Source organism: Kitasatospora mediocidica KCTC 9733 (assembly GCF_000744225.1).
Classification (GTDB): Bacteria; Actinomycetota; Actinomycetes; order Streptomycetales; family Streptomycetaceae; genus Kitasatospora; species Kitasatospora mediocidica.
Genome location: NZ_JQLN01000004.1, coordinates 1,265,488 through 1,280,609, shown reverse-complemented (window position 1 = coordinate 1,280,609; position 15,122 = coordinate 1,265,488). Strand labels below are relative to the sequence as shown.

General features: G+C 70.9%; 16 protein-coding genes. 8 read left to right on the top strand and 8 right to left on the bottom strand.

Features of this window, described 5'->3' with window-relative positions:
• Positions 1-25 precede the first annotated feature (25 nt).
• Positions 26-403, bottom strand: coding sequence for a hypothetical protein (locus BS80_RS13125; protein WP_035796657.1), 378 nt, complete (start codon positions 401-403; stop codon positions 26-28).
• A gap of 214 nt (positions 404-617) precedes the next feature.
• Here BS80_RS13125 and BS80_RS13120 point away from each other — a divergent pair, with 214 nt between their 5' ends.
• Positions 618-1,268 carry an HAD family hydrolase gene (locus tag BS80_RS13120; protein WP_035796654.1) on the top strand — a complete coding sequence of 217 codons (651 nt, stop codon included), beginning with the start codon at positions 618-620 and terminating at the stop codon, positions 1,266-1,268.
• 47 nt (positions 1,269-1,315) lie between these two features.
• Here BS80_RS13120 and BS80_RS13115 read toward each other — a convergent pair whose 3' ends face one another.
• Positions 1,316-2,086 (bottom strand): alpha/beta fold hydrolase, encoded by a 771-nt coding sequence (locus BS80_RS13115; protein WP_035796651.1) that lies wholly within the window; start codon positions 2,084-2,086, stop codon positions 1,316-1,318.
• A gap of 209 nt (positions 2,087-2,295) precedes the next feature.
• Positions 2,296-3,297: an NADP-dependent oxidoreductase gene (locus tag BS80_RS13110; RefSeq protein ID WP_035797458.1), complete on the bottom strand. Its 1,002-nt coding sequence runs from the start codon at positions 3,295-3,297 to the stop codon at positions 2,296-2,298.
• Positions 3,298-3,398: 101 nt separating this feature from the next.
• On the opposite strand from BS80_RS13110, the gene BS80_RS13105 reads away from it, so the two are divergent.
• Positions 3,399-4,346: a LysR family transcriptional regulator gene (locus BS80_RS13105; RefSeq protein WP_232246448.1), complete on the top strand. Its 948-nt coding sequence runs from the start codon at positions 3,399-3,401 to the stop codon at positions 4,344-4,346.
• A 192-nt stretch (positions 4,347-4,538) separates the two neighbouring features.
• Positions 4,539-4,970, top strand: a complete 432-nt coding sequence (locus BS80_RS13100; protein ID WP_035796648.1) for a DUF4258 domain-containing protein — start codon at positions 4,539-4,541, stop codon at positions 4,968-4,970.
• 68 nt (positions 4,971-5,038) lie between these two features.
• Here BS80_RS13100 and BS80_RS13095 read toward each other — a convergent pair whose 3' ends face one another.
• The 4 genes from BS80_RS13095 to BS80_RS13080 all read right to left on the bottom strand — a co-directional run bounded on the left by BS80_RS13095 (position 5,039) and on the right by BS80_RS13080 (position 8,513).
• Positions 5,039-6,139, bottom strand: a complete 1,101-nt coding sequence (locus BS80_RS13095; RefSeq protein WP_035796646.1) for a M20 family metallopeptidase — start codon at positions 6,137-6,139, stop codon at positions 5,039-5,041.
• 36 nt (positions 6,140-6,175) lie between these two features.
• Positions 6,176-6,562 (bottom strand): barstar family protein, encoded by a 387-nt coding sequence (locus BS80_RS13090; RefSeq protein ID WP_035796644.1) that lies wholly within the window; start codon positions 6,560-6,562, stop codon positions 6,176-6,178.
• Positions 6,563-6,640: 78 nt separating this feature from the next.
• Positions 6,641-7,615, bottom strand: a complete 975-nt coding sequence (locus BS80_RS13085; protein ID WP_035796641.1) for a zinc-binding dehydrogenase — start codon at positions 7,613-7,615, stop codon at positions 6,641-6,643.
• Positions 7,616-7,712: 97 nt separating this feature from the next.
• Positions 7,713-8,513: a DUF3050 domain-containing protein gene (locus BS80_RS13080; RefSeq protein WP_035796638.1), complete on the bottom strand. Its 801-nt coding sequence runs from the start codon at positions 8,511-8,513 to the stop codon at positions 7,713-7,715.
• A 458-nt stretch (positions 8,514-8,971) separates the two neighbouring features.
• Between BS80_RS13080 and BS80_RS13075 the strand changes: the two genes are divergently transcribed.
• Positions 8,972-9,757 carry a class I SAM-dependent methyltransferase gene (locus tag BS80_RS13075; protein WP_035796637.1) on the top strand — a complete coding sequence of 262 codons (786 nt, stop codon included), beginning with the start codon at positions 8,972-8,974 and terminating at the stop codon, positions 9,755-9,757.
• A gap of 76 nt (positions 9,758-9,833) precedes the next feature.
• Here BS80_RS13075 and BS80_RS13070 read toward each other — a convergent pair whose 3' ends face one another.
• The gene (locus BS80_RS13070) at positions 9,834-11,081 is read right to left on the bottom strand and encodes a glycosyltransferase (RefSeq protein WP_063771949.1); all 1,248 of its coding nucleotides are present in this window, start codon (positions 11,079-11,081) and stop codon (positions 9,834-9,836) included.
• 372 nt (positions 11,082-11,453) lie between these two features.
• Between BS80_RS13070 and BS80_RS13065 the strand changes: the two genes are divergently transcribed.
• The 4 genes from BS80_RS13065 to BS80_RS13050 all read left to right on the top strand — a co-directional run bounded on the left by BS80_RS13065 (position 11,454) and on the right by BS80_RS13050 (position 15,111).
• Positions 11,454-11,774, top strand: coding sequence for an acyl carrier protein (locus BS80_RS13065; RefSeq protein WP_232246447.1), 321 nt, complete (start codon positions 11,454-11,456; stop codon positions 11,772-11,774).
• 102 nt (positions 11,775-11,876) lie between these two features.
• Positions 11,877-12,767, top strand: coding sequence for a class-II aminoacyl-tRNA synthetase family protein (locus BS80_RS13060; RefSeq protein WP_035796635.1), 891 nt, complete (start codon positions 11,877-11,879; stop codon positions 12,765-12,767).
• Positions 12,764-14,491: a condensation domain-containing protein gene (locus BS80_RS13055; protein WP_051966524.1), complete on the top strand. Its 1,728-nt coding sequence runs from the start codon at positions 12,764-12,766 to the stop codon at positions 14,489-14,491. Before BS80_RS13060 ends, BS80_RS13055 begins: the two co-directional genes overlap by 4 nt.
• 83 nt (positions 14,492-14,574) lie before the next feature.
• On the top strand, positions 14,575-15,111 hold the full coding sequence (locus tag BS80_RS13050) for a GNAT family N-acetyltransferase (protein ID WP_035796632.1): 537 nt from the start codon (positions 14,575-14,577) through the stop codon (positions 15,109-15,111).
• The last annotated feature ends 11 nt before the right edge of the window (positions 15,112-15,122 follow it).

The following is a 15,122-nucleotide window of genomic DNA, read 5'->3' as shown; positions in this document are numbered from 1 at the left end:
GCCCGTGAGTGGAAGGCTCAGGGCGTCAGTTGCACACGCCCTGCCACTTCACGATGCCCGTGCTCAGGTCGTAGATCTGCGGACACATGTAGTTGGTCGGGCCGTCGTAGACCCAGCCGGATCCCGCGCCGCTGGAGGCCCAGATGATGTTGCCGTTGTTGATGAGCCGGAACCCGCAGTTGGCACCGGTGGTGGTCGGGAAGAACTCCATCTGGTCGTGGTAGCCGCCCTGGACGTACTGCAGCTGGATCTCCTCGGTGGCGGCGCAGCTGCCCCAATTTCCGTGATAGGTACCTTCGTTGGCAGCGAAAGCGGGCGTGGCGACGACCGTGGACAGGGCGATCGCGGCGCCGGCGCCGAGGACGGCGACGGTGGATCGCAGGGACGTGCGGTGAGTCGGCATGGACGGGTCCCCGATCTGGACATGACGGGGGAGCCCTACGTCCCCCGTCGGTTGGGGCCCAGCCTAGGAGTGGTGGGAGTGGCCAGGAGAAGGTCAATACCGGCCATTTGATCGTGAGTTGACCAACGACGGCCCGGCCCTGAGTTCTGGCGATCGGGCGCCTGCACGCCGGGGACCTTTCCGAACGATCCTGGTCAGGCCCTATGCTGCGGAGATGATCAAGGCCATTGAACTCGTCATATTCGACTGCGACGGTGTGTTGGTCGACAGTGAGCGCATCGCCGCGCGCGTGCAGGTCGCCATCGGGGCCGAGTTGGGCTGGCCGCTGACCGAGGACGAGGTCGTGGACCGGTTCATCGGGCGCTCACACGCGGCCATCCGCGACCAGGTCGCGGCTCGGCTCGGTGAGGACACGGCCCGGACCTGGTCGGAGAGGTTCGAGCGGCTCCACCGTGAGGCCGTGGACGCCGAGATCGCCCCGGTCGAGGGCTTGCCGGAAGCCCTCGACGCACTCACCCTGCCGACCTGCGTCGCCTCCAGCGGCTCCCACGACAAGATGCGGCACACCCTGGGCCGTACCGGACTCTACGAACGTTTCGCGGGCCGCATCTTCAGCGCCACCGAGGTCGCCCACGGCAAGCCCGCCCCGGACCTGTTCCTGCACGCCGCCCGGCAGATGGGCGTCGATCCCGCAGCCTGCGTGGTGGTCGAGGACAGCCGGCCCGGTGTCCTCGCCGCACGCGCGGCCGGCATGCGATCGTTCGGCTATGCCGGCGGCCTCACCCCGGCTGAACGACTTGAGGGCCCCCACACCACCGTCTTCTACGACATGCGCGAACTGCCGAAACTGATCGCCGCGCGGTAGTCGCCTGCGGTGCCCGGCCGGGGAGCCGGGCACCGCGAACACGGCTGTCAGGACTGGGAGGTGACCGGTCCGCCGAGGTGACGGGCGAAGAAGCGGACCGCGCTGTCGGCTTCGAAGCGGGGCAGTTCCTTGTGCCTGCCCGCGTTGGCGTGCAGTGTCTTCTCCTTCGAGGCGAAGGCGTCGAACAGTGCGAGACCGGCCTCGCGCGGGATGTGCTCGTCGTCCCACTGCAGGGCGAACTCGATCGGGATGGTGATCCGCTTCGCCTGCTCGGCCAGCACGTCGGGCCAGTGCTGACCGAAGACCGCGGCGGTGATCCTGGGTTCGACCGCCACGAACGGCAGGCCGATCGCGGTGCCCATGTTGAGGCCGAAGTAGCCGACCGGCCCGTCGGTTCCGATCTCCGGAAGCTCCTGGAGGGCATCCAGCGTCACCTGCCATTCGGGCAGGGCGAGTTCGGCCAGGTGGGCGTTGTAGCGGACCACGATCGGACCCTCCGGCTCGCCCGCCGCCCTCGCCCGGAACAGCTCGGCGATCTCCCGCTCGTCGTGCTCCGTGCGTGGCCGGTCGCCGTGACCGGGTGCGTCGATGACGGCGACGTGGAAACCGCAGGCGGCGACCAGGCGCTGTGCGCGGCCCGCCATCGCGGGGTGCTTCTTGTGGTTGCCGCCGCCGTGGCCCATCAGGACCAGGGGTGCGCGCTCGGCGGCGCCGGAGGCCGGCGGCGACCAGAGGACGCCGGGGATCTCGCCGATCGTGAAGTCGCGCTCGACCATGCCGTTCGACGACGACTGGGCGGTGAAGTGCAGAGAGTTCAAGGGTGGTGCCTTTCGGGAGTGCCTGGTTGTCGAGGCGCTCCCGGCGACGTCTACGTCAGTCGCCGGCCGTGACGGCAAGGGGGAGCACCCACATCGATACAGCGTTCATGGGTCTCACCTCCTCGGCGGTGTCACGGTCGAGTGGAAAGCTACCAGCCCGAGCGTCGTGTCTCAATCCTTTTGAAGCGCGGTGCGGCACTTCGAGCCTGTCAGCTCCGCTTCACGAGCATCTTGCCGGTGTTCCCGCCGCGCAGCATGGACAGGAACGCGTCCACGATCCGGTCGAAGCCCTCCACGACCGTCTCGTCAAGGGCAAGGCGGCCGCCGAGCAGATGCGGCACGGCGAATGCGTACAACTCCTCCTGCACATCTCGGTAGTTGCGGACCAGGAAGCCCTCCATGCGCAGGCTCTTCTCCACGATGTCGGCGTGGTTGAACCGCGTGTCCGGCGCGTCCGGGGTGTTGTACTGGCCGACGGTGCCGACCCGCACCACCCGGCCGCGCTCGCGGAGCGCGCCGATCGCCGCAGCCAGGTGTTCACCTCCGACGTTGTCGACGAACACGTCGATGCCGTCGGGTGCTGCCGTTGCCAGCAGGTCGGCGACGTTCCCCGCGTGGTAGTCGAACGCCTCGTCATAGCCGACCTGTTCCTTCAGGAATGCCACCTTCGCGGGGGTGCCCGCGCTGCCGACGAGCCGTCCGGCGCCCATCAGCCGGGCAAGCCGTCCGGTGGCCGTGCCGACGCCACCTGCGGCCGCAGAGACGAACAGGTCCTCACCCTCGCGGAGTTGAGCGATCCGGGTGAGGCCGACGTACGCGGTCAGGCCCGTGCCACCGAGAATGCCCAGGTGCGCCGACAGAGGTACACCCTCGTGGTGCGGGAGGCGCCTGGCCTCGTCGGGGCGTACGACGGAATGGGTACGCCAGCCGTGCCGGTGGAAGACGATCTCCCCCTCGGGGAGCGCCGCGTCACGCGACTCGATCACACGACCGAGGGTGCGACCCTCCAGCGGAGAGTTCAGCTCGAAGTGGCCGTCCATCATTTCGCGGTGATACGGGTCGACGGACCAGTAGAGGTTCTCCACGAGGGCGGTGCCCGGCCCGGGTTCGGGGACGGGCGACTCGACGAAGCGGAAGTGCCCGGGAGTGGGGAAGCCGGTCGGTCGGGCGGTCTGGTGGACGGTGAGCGCGGAGGCGGTCGATGAGGTCATGGACGTGACCGTAGACAGGATCGCGGAGGCCGGGCAGAGGGTCGCGCTCATGGAACAATCGCATCCATGAATCGTCCTCATACCCGCAGGTGGGAGTCCCCGTGGCAACGACCGTTCCGCGCGGTACGAGCGTGACCACCGCGCCGTCCGCGTCCGCCGGGGACCTCTCGCCGCAGGAACTCCGGACCCTGGTGACCGTCGCCGCCGAGGGCGGCTTCTCGGCGGCAGCCGCCACCCTCGGCATGACGCAGTCCGCCATCTCGCACTCGGTGCGTGGCATCGAACGCAAGGTGGGTGTCGTGCTCTTCGAGCGCGGCCGCCATGGGGCGCGTCCCACGGCGGCCGGCGCTCGGGCGGTGGCGCACGCGTCGCGGGTGTTGCGGATGCTGGACACACTCGCCGCAGAGGCGCGCGGGGTCGGCGCGGGCGCGAACGGCGGCGACACCGTCGCCGGGCCGCTGCGCATCGCGGCCTTCCGAAGCGCGGCTCTGCACGTGCTGCCGCCCGCGCTGGAACGGCTGGCCGCGCGGCACCCCGGGATCAGGCCGACGGTGACGATGGTCAGGGAACTCGGCCCCGGCACGGCGGGGGAGGTGGCCGAGGGGCGTGCGGACGTGGGGATCGCGACGATCGGTACGAGCTCGCCGGTGCCGCCGGGGCTGATCGGGGACGTGCTCCTGGAGGAGCCGTACGCGCTGGTGCACCCGGCGGGCCATCCGGATCCGCGCTCGCTGCCACTGGTGGACTGGACCGAGAACTGCTCGTCCTACACCAGGTCATGGTGGGCCGAGCAGGATTGGATCCCGTGTGCGACGGTCCGGGCCGAAGACGACGGAGCAGTGCTCTCGATGGTGAGCAGTGGACGCGGAATGGCCATCATGCCCGCGCTCTCGCTGACGGGCGCACCGCCCACCGTCGAGACCACCGATCTCGGCCCTGACCGGCCCACCCGCTCCGTCGGCTACGTGACCACCCCCGAGCTGGCGACCACGATCGCGGTCCGCGCCCTGATCAGGGAGCTTCGGGCGCTGCACCCCCGGACGGGCTGAGCATCCCGGTAGCACCGGACAGGCGTCCGGGCGGTGCTCCCAGCAGGCCTTCTGCTCCTTGGTGTTGATCACGTGTTGATCGTGTGGTGATCGAAAATAGATGGCCTCCGATCAAGCTGACATCAGTTCAGTTCGGGTTCGGTTCGATCTGGATCGTCTGTTCGTTCATTCAGTCACTCGGAGGGAATCCCCATGATCATCCGCAAGAGCGCCCGCCTCGCCCTGCTGGCCGTGACGGTGTCCGCACTGGCGCTCGGCGCCACGCCCGCCATGGCCGCCCCCGCCCCCTCGACGGTCGCCGCCGTCGCCGCCCCCCAGGCCTTCGGTCCGCCGATCCACTGCGACTTCGACTGCCCGCTGACTCCGGCCCAGATCTGTTCGGAGGGTGCGCCGCAGTCGATCGACGTGTTCACCCAGCACGTCCGGGACCGGATGAACGAGCGGAACATCTCCGAGGACGAGATCCAGAACGCGGTGCGGATCGGCTCCCGTACCGCTTCGTGCGACCGGACCACCGGCCGCTGGCGCTATGACCTGGGGATGCCCAGCGGCGGCCTGCTGACGGTCATCGTCGCGGTCAACGCCGTGCAGGGCAACGTGGCCGTCACCGCCTGGTGGAACTGATACGACCGCAGGCTCCACTGCCCCTCCACTGCCACTCCGGTCCCCGACGGAGGGGCGGGAGTCGGGGTTCAGGGCCTGAGGATCGCGCTCACCAGTCCGGTGACGAGGTTCGCCCGCTCGGCCATCGTGTCGACGAGCACGTACTCGTGGTCGGCGTGGGCGCCGCCGCCGACGGCTCCGAGGCCGTCGAGCGTCGGGACGCCCAGGGCGGCCGTGAAGTTGCCGTCGCTGCCGCCGCCGACGCTGCGGGCTTCGACGGTGGGGATGAGCCGTTGGGCCAGGGCGAAGAGGCCGGCCGAGGCCGATTCGGGCATCGGGGGGCGGCTGACGGATCCCGTCACGGCGATCTGTGCCTCGTCGAGATGGGGGGAGAGCGCCGCGAACGCGGCCTCGATCCGGTCCTTCTCGGTGGCCGACTCGACCCGGACGTCGACGATGACGCTGGCCTCTGCGGGGACGACGTTGTCCAGCGTTCCCGCGGACGCGACGGTCGGGGTGACCGTGGTGCCGAGGTCGGGCCGGCTGAGCGCGGCGATGTCCAGGACCTGGTGGGCGGCCTCGACCAGGGCGTTGACGCCGGCCGCGGGTTCGAGGCCCGCGTGGGAGGCCCGGCCGGTGATGGTGACCTGGAAGGTGCCGCAGCCCTTGCGGCCGGTCTTCAGGGCTCCGCCGTCGGCGGCCCCCTCGAAGACCAGGACGGCGCCGCACGCGAGGGCGCGTTCTTCGAGGAGCGCGCGGGAGGAGCGGGAGCCGACCTCCTCGTCGGCGGTGACCAGGATCTCGACGCCCGACCGGTCGTCGAGCGCCGCCAGACCGTGGACGGCCTGGACCAGCCCGCCGAGCATGTCGAAGACCCCGGGACCGGTTATCCGCCCGTCCTGGACCGTGAACGGACGGCGTTCCAGGGTGCCGAGCGGAAAGACGGTGTCATGGTGGCCGAGGACCAGGACGCGCGGGTCGCCGCCGCCGGACCAGTGGACGTGCGGTCCGGCCTCGCTCTCGACGAGGACGGCCCGTCCGCCGAGGCGGCTCTCGATCACCGCGGCGACGGACTTGGCCGATACCGCCAGGGCGTCGAGATCGCGCGAGGGGGACTCGACTTCGACGAGTGTCCTGAGGTCCTCGATCATCGCGTCGACACTCACCCGGGCGGTCCTGTGCATCGTCATGAGGCAAGGGTAGGCGGCCGGAGCGAGGGGGCAGGGCTACTGCAGCCGTAGGACGCCGGGAGCGCGCTCCTCGAAGATCTCGACGAGCCAGTCGAAGACCGTCGTCCCGCGCCCGTCGCGCGCTGCGGCGAGTTCGGCGCTGACGGCGGGGCGGTTCGTGGGATGGCAGCGGGTGAGGCGAAGTTCCAACTGGCGGACGGTCTCGGGGTAGCCGAGGTGCTCGCGCGAGATCGCGTGGTCGCGCCACTCGATCACGTAGTCGCCGTCGTCGGGTTGCCCGAAGCCGCCGCTCAGGCAGTCGGCGAACGCGTCCAGGTTCCGGCCGAAGTAGCCGCCGGGGCCGTTGACCGCCTCCCCGATGACGCGCCAGAAGTCCTCGAGCGTCCTGACCTGGGTGCCGTCCAGCACGTATGTCGTCGTCACAGTCCGCAGGATATGCAGGGGACGCGGGACGTGTGCGGGCGGACGGCGGTCCGGGTGGCCCGGGCGCCCCGGGCGGGCTCAGTCCGCGATGCGCAGCAGGAGCTTGCCGGTGGTGGTGCGGGTCTCCATCAGGCGGTGGGCGGCGGCGGCTTCGGCGAGGGGGAACTCGGCGGTGACGGGGAGTTCGACCGAGCCGTCGGCGACCAGGGCGAACGCACGGGCGGCGATGGCGCGCAGCGCCTCGGGTTCGGTCTTCGCCAGGGTGAGGACCGAGAAGCCGGCCACCGAGCGGCCGGGGTAGAGCTGGGCCTGGGTCGCCTGCCAGGGCGCGGCGCCGCTCGCGTTGCCGAAGGAGACCAGCCGGCCGAACGGGGAGAGCGCCTCCAGCGTGCGGCGGAAGGTGTCGCCACCGACGGAGTCCAGGGCGAGGTCCACGCCGAGCCCGCCGGTGGCGTGGTAGACGTCCTCGTCGAAGTTGTCGCCGACGAACACCTCGTCGTAGCCGGCCTTCAGGGCGTGGGCCGCCTTGGCGGGGCTGGAGACGACCCCGTAGACGGACTCGGCCCCGGCGAGACGGGCGAGTTGGCCGACGACGGTACCCACGCCACCCGCCGCGCCGTGGACCAGGACGCTGTCCCCGGCGCGCAGCCGGCCGACCTCGTGCAGGAGCGCGTGCGCGGTCGGCAGGACGGTCGGCAGGGTGGCGGCGGTGCGCAGCGAGACGCCGTCGGGGAGGGCGAAGACGGTTCTCGCGGGGGCGACGGCCACCTCGGCGTAGCCGCCGGCGCTGGTCAGCGCCGCGACCTGCTGGCCGGGGCGGAAGTCCGCCACCCCGTCGCCGACGGCCCGGATCCGGCCGGACACCTCCAGGCCGGGGAGGAAGGGCAGCGAGGCCACCCGATATCCGCTGCCGCGGGCCTTGAGCTCGGCGAAGTTGACCCCGGCGTAGGCGACGTCGATGCTGACCTCGCCGGGGCCGGGGTCTGGCGCGGCGAGCTCGGCCAGGGTGAGGACCTCCGGTCCGCCGAACTTCTCCACCAGGACTGCGTGCATGGCTGCCACCCGTCGTCAGAGTGTTCAATGAAGGCTGAACACCCTGAGTGTATGGATTTGACCGAACACTCTGCAAGGGGTCTGCGGGGATGATCGCTCAGGCGTCGGCGAAGGCGGCCAGGATGGCGTCCCACAGGTCGACCCGGGCGCGCAGGGCGCTGCGGACGGTCGCGGCGCACTCGTCCCACTTCTGCGGGTCGTCGCCGCAGAGGTCGATCAGCATCTGCATGGCCATCGGGGTGTGCTGTTCGCCGTCCACCTCGATGTGCCGGGCGAGGTAGTCCTTGAAGATCTCCAGTGCGCCGTCGGCATCGTCGATCCGGATGACCTGCTGGAACATCTCGGGGATGAGGTCCTCGCGGCCGAACGCGAAGGCGGCGGCCTGGCAGTGCACCGGTGCGGTCTCGATGATTTCCCAGGTGACCGCGATGAACTCGGCTGCGGCGGCAGGGATCTCGGCGAGTTTCGCGGCGTCGCCGACCGGGGTGCCGGAGCGCAGCAGTCCGAGGAAGGCGTTGACCGGCGCGGTGTCGGCGCCGGCCTGGTCCATCCCGCCGACGTAGAGCTCGAAGTGGCTGGTGTAGCCGTCGCCGAGTTCGTCGCTCTCCTCGACCAGCACGATGTCGTTGATCAGTCGACGGCTGGCCGTGGGGCCGGTCGGGACCCATGGCACGCTCACGCAAGTCAGCTGACACTGCAGGGACTTGAGCAGGGACATGAAGTCCCAGACCGCGAAGACGTGGGTCCCGAGGAAGGTCCGGACCCGGGCGAGGCTGTTCAGCTCGTGGTAGACCGAGTGCCCCACCACCTCGTCACGGACGTCGGCGATCGCCTCCTGCAGGCTGGTCAGCCCGGGGTGGGTGCGGTCCCAGTGGTAGCGGTCGGTGCCGGTGGTCATGCGTCAACTCCACAGGGGTTGGGTTGCTTCACGATCGGGAGAACAAGGCGACGGTATCGTCCACGGCCTGGAACCCGCCTCATCTGATGCTCCGTCAGATCGAGCGGGCTGAGCTCCGTACCGCATGAGAAGCCATTCGACTGTTCGCGGACAAGAATGATTTCTGGAACGGGATTACCGCGCAGTGCCACTCCGCGAATCGGCGAGGCACGGATGGCTAATGGTTGACTTCATCTAGTGCTATTCCCCGTGGTCCCGACCCTGGCACAGGAAAATCCCAGGGTCAAGGTCTATACCAATAGGTGGAGTTGCACCTACGCTGCCAGGCCGGGGCGGGTCTCGCATGTCCCGCGCCCCCTCGCCGAATTGGCGCGTTCACGTAATTCCCACGCACGGCCGCCGGATCGCTCACGGCCGCGCGTCGGCACGGATCCGTATCTGGACCGAAGGAGCAGCACGTGGCAGCAGGTTCGACATTCCCGGGCTGGAACTGGGAGGACCCGGATTCCCTGGCGGTGCTGATGGACGACTTCACCGGAAATCTGGCCCGCTGCGAGAGGATCGAGCCGATCGCCGATGAACTCCCGCACAACCGTGAGGACTTCCTCAGGCACGGGCTGACCGGCCTGGAGTTCGCGGCCTTCCGCACCCGGCATCCACAGGGGCTGGGCACCGACCTGGTGGGCCTGCGCAGCGCGCAGGAGCAGACCGTACCGGGCCGGCTCTACCGGATCGACGGCGAGAGCCGGTTCACGCAGCTCGACATCGGCGATCCACTGCCGTTCGCCGACGCCTCGGTGGACTGGGTGTACGCCGAGCACCTGATCGAGCACATCCCACTGCCCGTCAGTATCGGCTGGCTCGCCGAGGTCCGCCGGGTGCTGCGGCCCGGCGGCCTGCTCCGGGTCACCACGCCCGACCTGCGCAGCTACGTCGAGGGCTACTTGGAGGAGAGCGGCGGCTTCTTCGCCCGGCACCGCCGGCGGCTGCGCCTGATGAAGGTGGGCCCGGCGATGCCCGAGCGGCGGGCGTTCATGATGAACCAGATCTTCTACCACTACGGCCACCGCTGGATCTTCGACGAGGACGAGCTGCGGCACGCGTTCACGGCGGCCGGATTCCAGGACGAGCTGATCCGCCGTCGGGCCTTCCAGGACGGCGCCCGGCCCGACGTCGCCCTGCTGGACACGGGTTTCCGCAGCGACGAGACGCTCTACCTGGAGGTCACCGTCCCGCGCGGCTGACCAGGGCGAAGGGCGAGGCGCGGAACCGGAGGGATCCGGTTCCGCGCCTCCTGCGTGGCGGCCACCCTAGGGCGTGCTAGCGGTCCGCAGCAATGGTCTGGACCACATCGGCCCCTGCTCGGCCCGGCCCGGTGAAGCACTGCTCAATGCGGTCAACTGCCGTGCGTGCACCGCCCTCCGCGAGAAAGCACGACCGGACCCGCTGGGCCGCCGCCCGGTAGGACGGGTCGTCCAGGACGGTGGTGAGCGCGGAACGCAGTTGCTCCGGCGTCGCCCCGGCGAAGTCCACCCGCAGGCCGGCCCCGGCGGCGACCACCTGCCCGGCCGTGATCGGCTGGTCGTGCCGGATCGGCGCGAGTACCAGTGGCAGGCCGTGCGCGAGGGTCTCGCAGACGGTGTTCATGCCGCCGTGACTGACCACCGCGTCCAGCAGCCCGCGCCCGAGCAGTTCCAGTACCGGTACTTCCGAGAGTGCCAGCAGGCCACCGGCCAGGGCTTCTTCGGGAATCCCGGCGAGCACGGCGGGCGGCGCGGCGACGATGCCCTGAACCCGGTCGGCGAGCGGGCCCAGCGCCCGGACGGCCCGCAGATGGAAGTCGCCGGCCACATCGGCGGCCAACGTGCCCAGGGTGACCAGGACATGGCGCCGGTCCGGGTCCAGCCGCTGCCAGGGGAAGTCAGGTGCCCCCGGACGGGCGGTCAACACCGGTCCGACCAGGGCGTAGTGGTCGGGGAACGCGGTGGCGCCGGTCAGCGCCCGGCTGCTGAGGGCGAGCAGCAGTTCGGGCGAGAAGCGCGGATCCACGAACTCATCCTCGGGCAGCCCGGCCTCACGCCAGAGCAGGCGCAGCAGATCGAGCTGCCAGGCCTCCAACTCCGGGTGGTCGCGCAGCGGGCGGCCGATCTCCATCGAGGACGGCGCCAGGCTCGCCCAGCGCGCCCCGTGGCGGTGCGCCGCCAACGCGCCGGCGGGGGTGTGCTGGTCGACCAACACCAGGTCAGGGCGCTGCTCGTGGACGATCCGGTCCAGTGCCCGGCGGGTGAACCGGGCGTAGGGCACGATGAACCCCTCCCAGAGCGAGCGGACGGCGGCGAGGCCGCTGCCGCCCTGTTCGCGCAGCACCCGGGTGCCGGTGGGGTGGATCACGGCGTCGGGGCCGAGCATCGGACGTAGCGACAGTTCCGAGCCGGCCCAGGCGACTTGGTGGCCCCGAAGGCGCAGTTCGCGGGCCAGGCCGAGGGTCGGATGCACGTGCCCCGCCAGTGGCGGAACGACGATCAGGACGCGCAGCGCGTGGGGCCGAGGAGGCGGGAATGAACTCATGGGACGGTGCTCCAGGAGTCGGGGGAGAGCCCGGCGGTCTCTTGTGCGGACCGCGGGGCGACGGAATACTAGCCCGGCCGCCCGCTCGAAAGCTGGTGCTGGACAACCTGCCTGTGGTGCGGCACAGTTTTCGCCCAGACGCGTTCATCAACCACCACACCGTGACCACCCGAGGCCTGCTCCGCCAGGGTGACCGGTACCTGATCGCCGCCGCCGGACTCGGCGCGACGCTCTCGGCGATGGTGCTCGAACCCTGAGGGACCTCGGGACGGCCGCGCCGTCGCCGCCCGCCCCGCGTCCTCGCAACCTCCTCTCTCCCCTTCCGCTCGCCCGGTCGTCACCGACCGTACGAACCATCAGATGGGACGGATCGTGACGAACCCAGCCATCGCGCCACTGGACCTCGAAGTGCCGGACCTCGCACCACTCGACCCCGAACTGCGGCATCGCGTCGTGACGGGCATCGCGCTCCTGCTGCCCCGGGTGCTCAAGCGGGACGTCCCGCCGCTGAGCGAGGAGGCCGGCCTCTTCGACGAGCTCGGCCTCACCTCGTCCAGCACGCTGGAACTGATCCTGGAGCTGGAGGACAGCCTGGAGATCCAGATCGACGTCGAGCAGATCACCCAGGGAGACCTGCGCACGGTGGCCACCCTCGCCGACTTCGTGGCCGGCCACACCCTTGAGGAGAGCTGAGCAGATGGACGTGGCCGTGTCGTACCGCGCCCGCCGGTACGACTGGGCGCCGTCGCAGCTCAGTTGAGACAGCGTCAATTCCTAGAACACGGTGGTGGATCGATGATCGATGACGAAGCACTCCCGCTGCCGACCGGGGTGCCCGGCGTGCTGCTCTATCCCGAGGCCTTCGAGCGGATCGTGGCCGGGCTGCGGGCCGGGATCGGCGCCCTCGCGGTCGATGAGCCGTTCCGTCGGCTCACCGTCCCGCCGGTGATCTCCCGGCAGACCATCGAGCAGGCCGGCTACGTCGCGACCTTCCCCCAGCTTCTCGGCACCGTGCACAGCTACGCCGGAACGGCCGAGCAGTGGGGCGAGTTGGCGCCGCGGATCGCGACCGGCGGGGAGTGGCACGAGCGGCAGCGGGTCAGCGACCTGGTCCTGCTGCCGGCCGCCTGCTATCCCGTGTACGCGACGCTGGCCGGCCGGGACCTCGCCGAGCCGGCCCGGTTCGCCGTGGAGGCGCACTGCTTCCGCCAGGAGGCGACCAGCGAGGTGGGCCGGCTGCGCACGTTCCGGATGGCCGAGCTGGTCACCGCGGGCGACGAGGAACACTGCCTGCGCTGGCGCGGCCGCTGGCTGGACCGGGTGGCCGACTGGCTGAGCGGCCTCTCGCTCAAGGTGACGGTGGAGGTGGCCGACGACCCGTTCTTCGGCGCGGGCCGCCGGCTCTACCAAGCGGCCCAGCGGATGCAGCAGTTGAAGTACGAGCTGCGCGTCCCGGTCGCCGACGGCCTGGTCCAGGCGGTGGCCTCGGCCAACATCCACAAGGACCACTTCGGCTCGGTCTTCGGTTTCACCAGCGCCGGTGCGACGGGCCACACGGCCTGTACGGCCTTCGGTATCGAGCGGATCGCGCTGGCGTTGCTGCACGCGCACGGCAGTCGTCCGGACCGCTGGCCGGCCGAGGTCGTCCAGGCGCTGTCCGCCCGCTCGGCGGGAGGCGCCGCATGAGCACGTCCGAACGCCACACCGAACGCCACACCGAACGCGACGCTGAACGGCACACCGTCCGCTACGCGGTGGAGGATTCGGCGCAGGGCCGACGGGTCGGTCCGCTGACGCTGGGTCAGGACAACATGATCCGCTGCATCCGGCTCGACGACCCCTCGCATATGAACAAGCAGGCGTTCTGGACCGTCCCCGAGGGCGCCCGGCTGCCGGATGTGCTGGGCGCGCTGCGCACGCTGGCCGAGCGGCACGAGGCACTGCGGACCGTCTTCCCGGGCCCGCCCGGCGATCAGCCGGAGCTCCAGGAGGTGCTCCTGGAGGGCGAGTTCACGGTCCAGGTGGTGGCGGCCGAGCCGACCGACGAGCTGGGCGCGCTGACCATGGAGCTGGGCCGGCTGGGCCGCGCCCGGGCCTTCGACCTGGCCGCGGAGTTCCCGCTCCGGCCGACCCTGGTCACCGTGCAGGGCCGTCCGGTCCAGTTGGTGGTGGTGATCTGCCATGCCCAACTGGACGGCGTGGCAACCGGGTTGCTCTACATGGAGTGGCTGACGCTGGTCGCCGGGGGAAGCCTGCCCCCGGCGCAGGGCCGCACTCCGCTGGAGGTCGCCGAGTCGGAGCAGTCCAAGGGCGGGCAGCGCCGGGCGAAGGCGGCGCTGCGGCACTGGGAACGGATCCTGCGCTGCAGCCCGCAGGCGGTCTTCGCCGACGACCGGGTCGGGGCGAGCGACGCGCTGCTGCCGACCCTGCTGGTCCGCTCGACGGCCGCCGCCGAGGCGTTGGAGCGGGCGGAGCGGCGCACCGGGACCAGCGCCTCCAACGTGCTGCTCGCGGCGTACGTCGCGCTGGTGGCCCAGCGTGCCGACCAACGCACCGTCGTCGTCGCGGCGTTGTCCTCCAACCGGCACCGGCCGGGGCTGGGCGACCACATCGGAACACTGGCCCAGGACGCCCTGCTCAGCCTGGAGACCGACGCCGCCGACTTCGACGAGCTGCTCGGGCGCGTCCAGGCGGCCGCGCTGGGCGGTTACTGGCACAGCGCCTTCGACGCGGAGAAGATCTGGCGCATGATCGACGACACCGCGCACCTGCGCGGCGCCCGCTTCGCGCGGCACGTCGTGGTCAACGACCTCAGCATGACCGTCCCCGAGGAGGTCGCGGCGGCCGGCTGCCCGGTCCCGGCGGCGGATCCGGAGCTCACCTGGCTGCCCAAGGAGATCCTGCCGACCAGGATCATGCTGAACATCTGGCGGGTGCGCGGCTGTCTGGAGCTGACCCTGCACGCCGATCCGCAGCTCTTCACGGTGGCCGAGACCGAACACCTGGTGCACGGGCTGCTCCGGCTGCTCGACGCCGCCGCGACCGGACCGCTGCCGCTGCGCGAACTGCCCGCGCTCACCGGCCTGGTGGCCGGTCGCCGGACCGGCGAGCGGTGGCGCCGGGTCGACAACTCGTGGATCGACCTGGTGGCCACCCGCGCCCTGCTGGAGTCCGCACTCGACCGGCGGCCCTGCCAAGTTTCGCTGGAGGAAGATCGGTTGACGGCCAGGATCGACATCGACGGCCGCCCGCTGACCCTCCAGCAGGTGCACGCCGCCGTGATGGCCGCGCTGCCGGGCCGCGACACGGCGATGGCGCCGCGGCACTACGTCCTGCACGAGGGTCCGCGCACCCTCGCCGAGGGGTCCGGTCGCGGTGGGGTCACCGACTGGCAGGCGCTGCTGGGCTGATCGCCTGCCGGCTACTGCTCCAGCAGGGGGAGCCCACGGGTAAACCTGTTGATCGCCGGGCAGCGGCCGGATAGGAACGTCGCATGCTACGCGGTGAGAAAACCGGGCTGCGCGCCCGGCACGAGAGCGATGTCCCTGTCCTGCACGCCGAGCTCTACGAGGACGTGGCCACCCGGTCGCGCTCCGACACCCGCCCCTGGCGGCCGATCGCCCCGGGGTCGGCCGCCTCGCCGTACGCCGTCGCCGACCCCTCGGACGACGTCTCCTTCTTCTCGGTGCTGGAGTTGGCCTCGGGCGAGTTGGCCGGCGAGGCCCTGCTCTGGGGCATCGACGTCCACAACCGGACGGCCCACGTGGGCATGTCGCTGCGTCCCTCGTTCCGCGGCCGGGGTCTGTCCGGCGACGTGGTGCGGGTGCTGTGCCACTACGGCTTCACCGTGCGCGGCCTGCAGCGCCTCCAGCTGGAGACGCTCACCGACAACATCGCGATGAGCCGCGCGGCGCTCGGGGCCGGCTTCACCCAGGAGGGGATCCTGCGCCGGGCGGCCTGGGTCAACGGCGCCTTCGTGGACGAGGTCGTCTTCGGCCTGCTCGCCGACGAGTGGAACGGCCGGTCGTAGTCCGCCCCGAA

Coding starts and splice junctions, on each gene's coding strand:
- BS80_RS13125 (WP_035796657.1), bottom strand. CDS start 403: ATGCCGACTCACCGCACGTCCCTGCGATCCACCGTCGCCGTCCTCGGC.
- BS80_RS13120 (WP_035796654.1), top strand. CDS start 618: ATGATCAAGGCCATTGAACTCGTCATATTCGACTGCGACGGTGTGTTG.
- BS80_RS13110 (WP_035797458.1), bottom strand. CDS start 3,297: ATGACCTCATCGACCGCCTCCGCGCTCACCGTCCACCAGACCGCCCGA.
- BS80_RS13100 (WP_035796648.1), top strand. CDS start 4,539: ATGATCATCCGCAAGAGCGCCCGCCTCGCCCTGCTGGCCGTGACGGTG.
- BS80_RS13095 (WP_035796646.1), bottom strand. CDS start 6,139: ATGACGATGCACAGGACCGCCCGGGTGAGTGTCGACGCGATGATCGAG.
- BS80_RS13085 (WP_035796641.1), bottom strand. CDS start 7,615: ATGCACGCAGTCCTGGTGGAGAAGTTCGGCGGACCGGAGGTCCTCACC.
- BS80_RS13080 (WP_035796638.1), bottom strand. CDS start 8,513: ATGACCACCGGCACCGACCGCTACCACTGGGACCGCACCCACCCCGGG.
- BS80_RS13070 (WP_063771949.1), bottom strand. CDS start 11,081: ATGAGTTCATTCCCGCCTCCTCGGCCCCACGCGCTGCGCGTCCTGATC.
- BS80_RS13060 (WP_035796635.1), top strand. CDS start 11,877: ATGATCGATGACGAAGCACTCCCGCTGCCGACCGGGGTGCCCGGCGTG.
- BS80_RS13055 (WP_051966524.1), top strand. CDS start 12,764: ATGAGCACGTCCGAACGCCACACCGAACGCCACACCGAACGCGACGCT.
- BS80_RS13050 (WP_035796632.1), top strand. CDS start 14,575: ATGCTACGCGGTGAGAAAACCGGGCTGCGCGCCCGGCACGAGAGCGAT.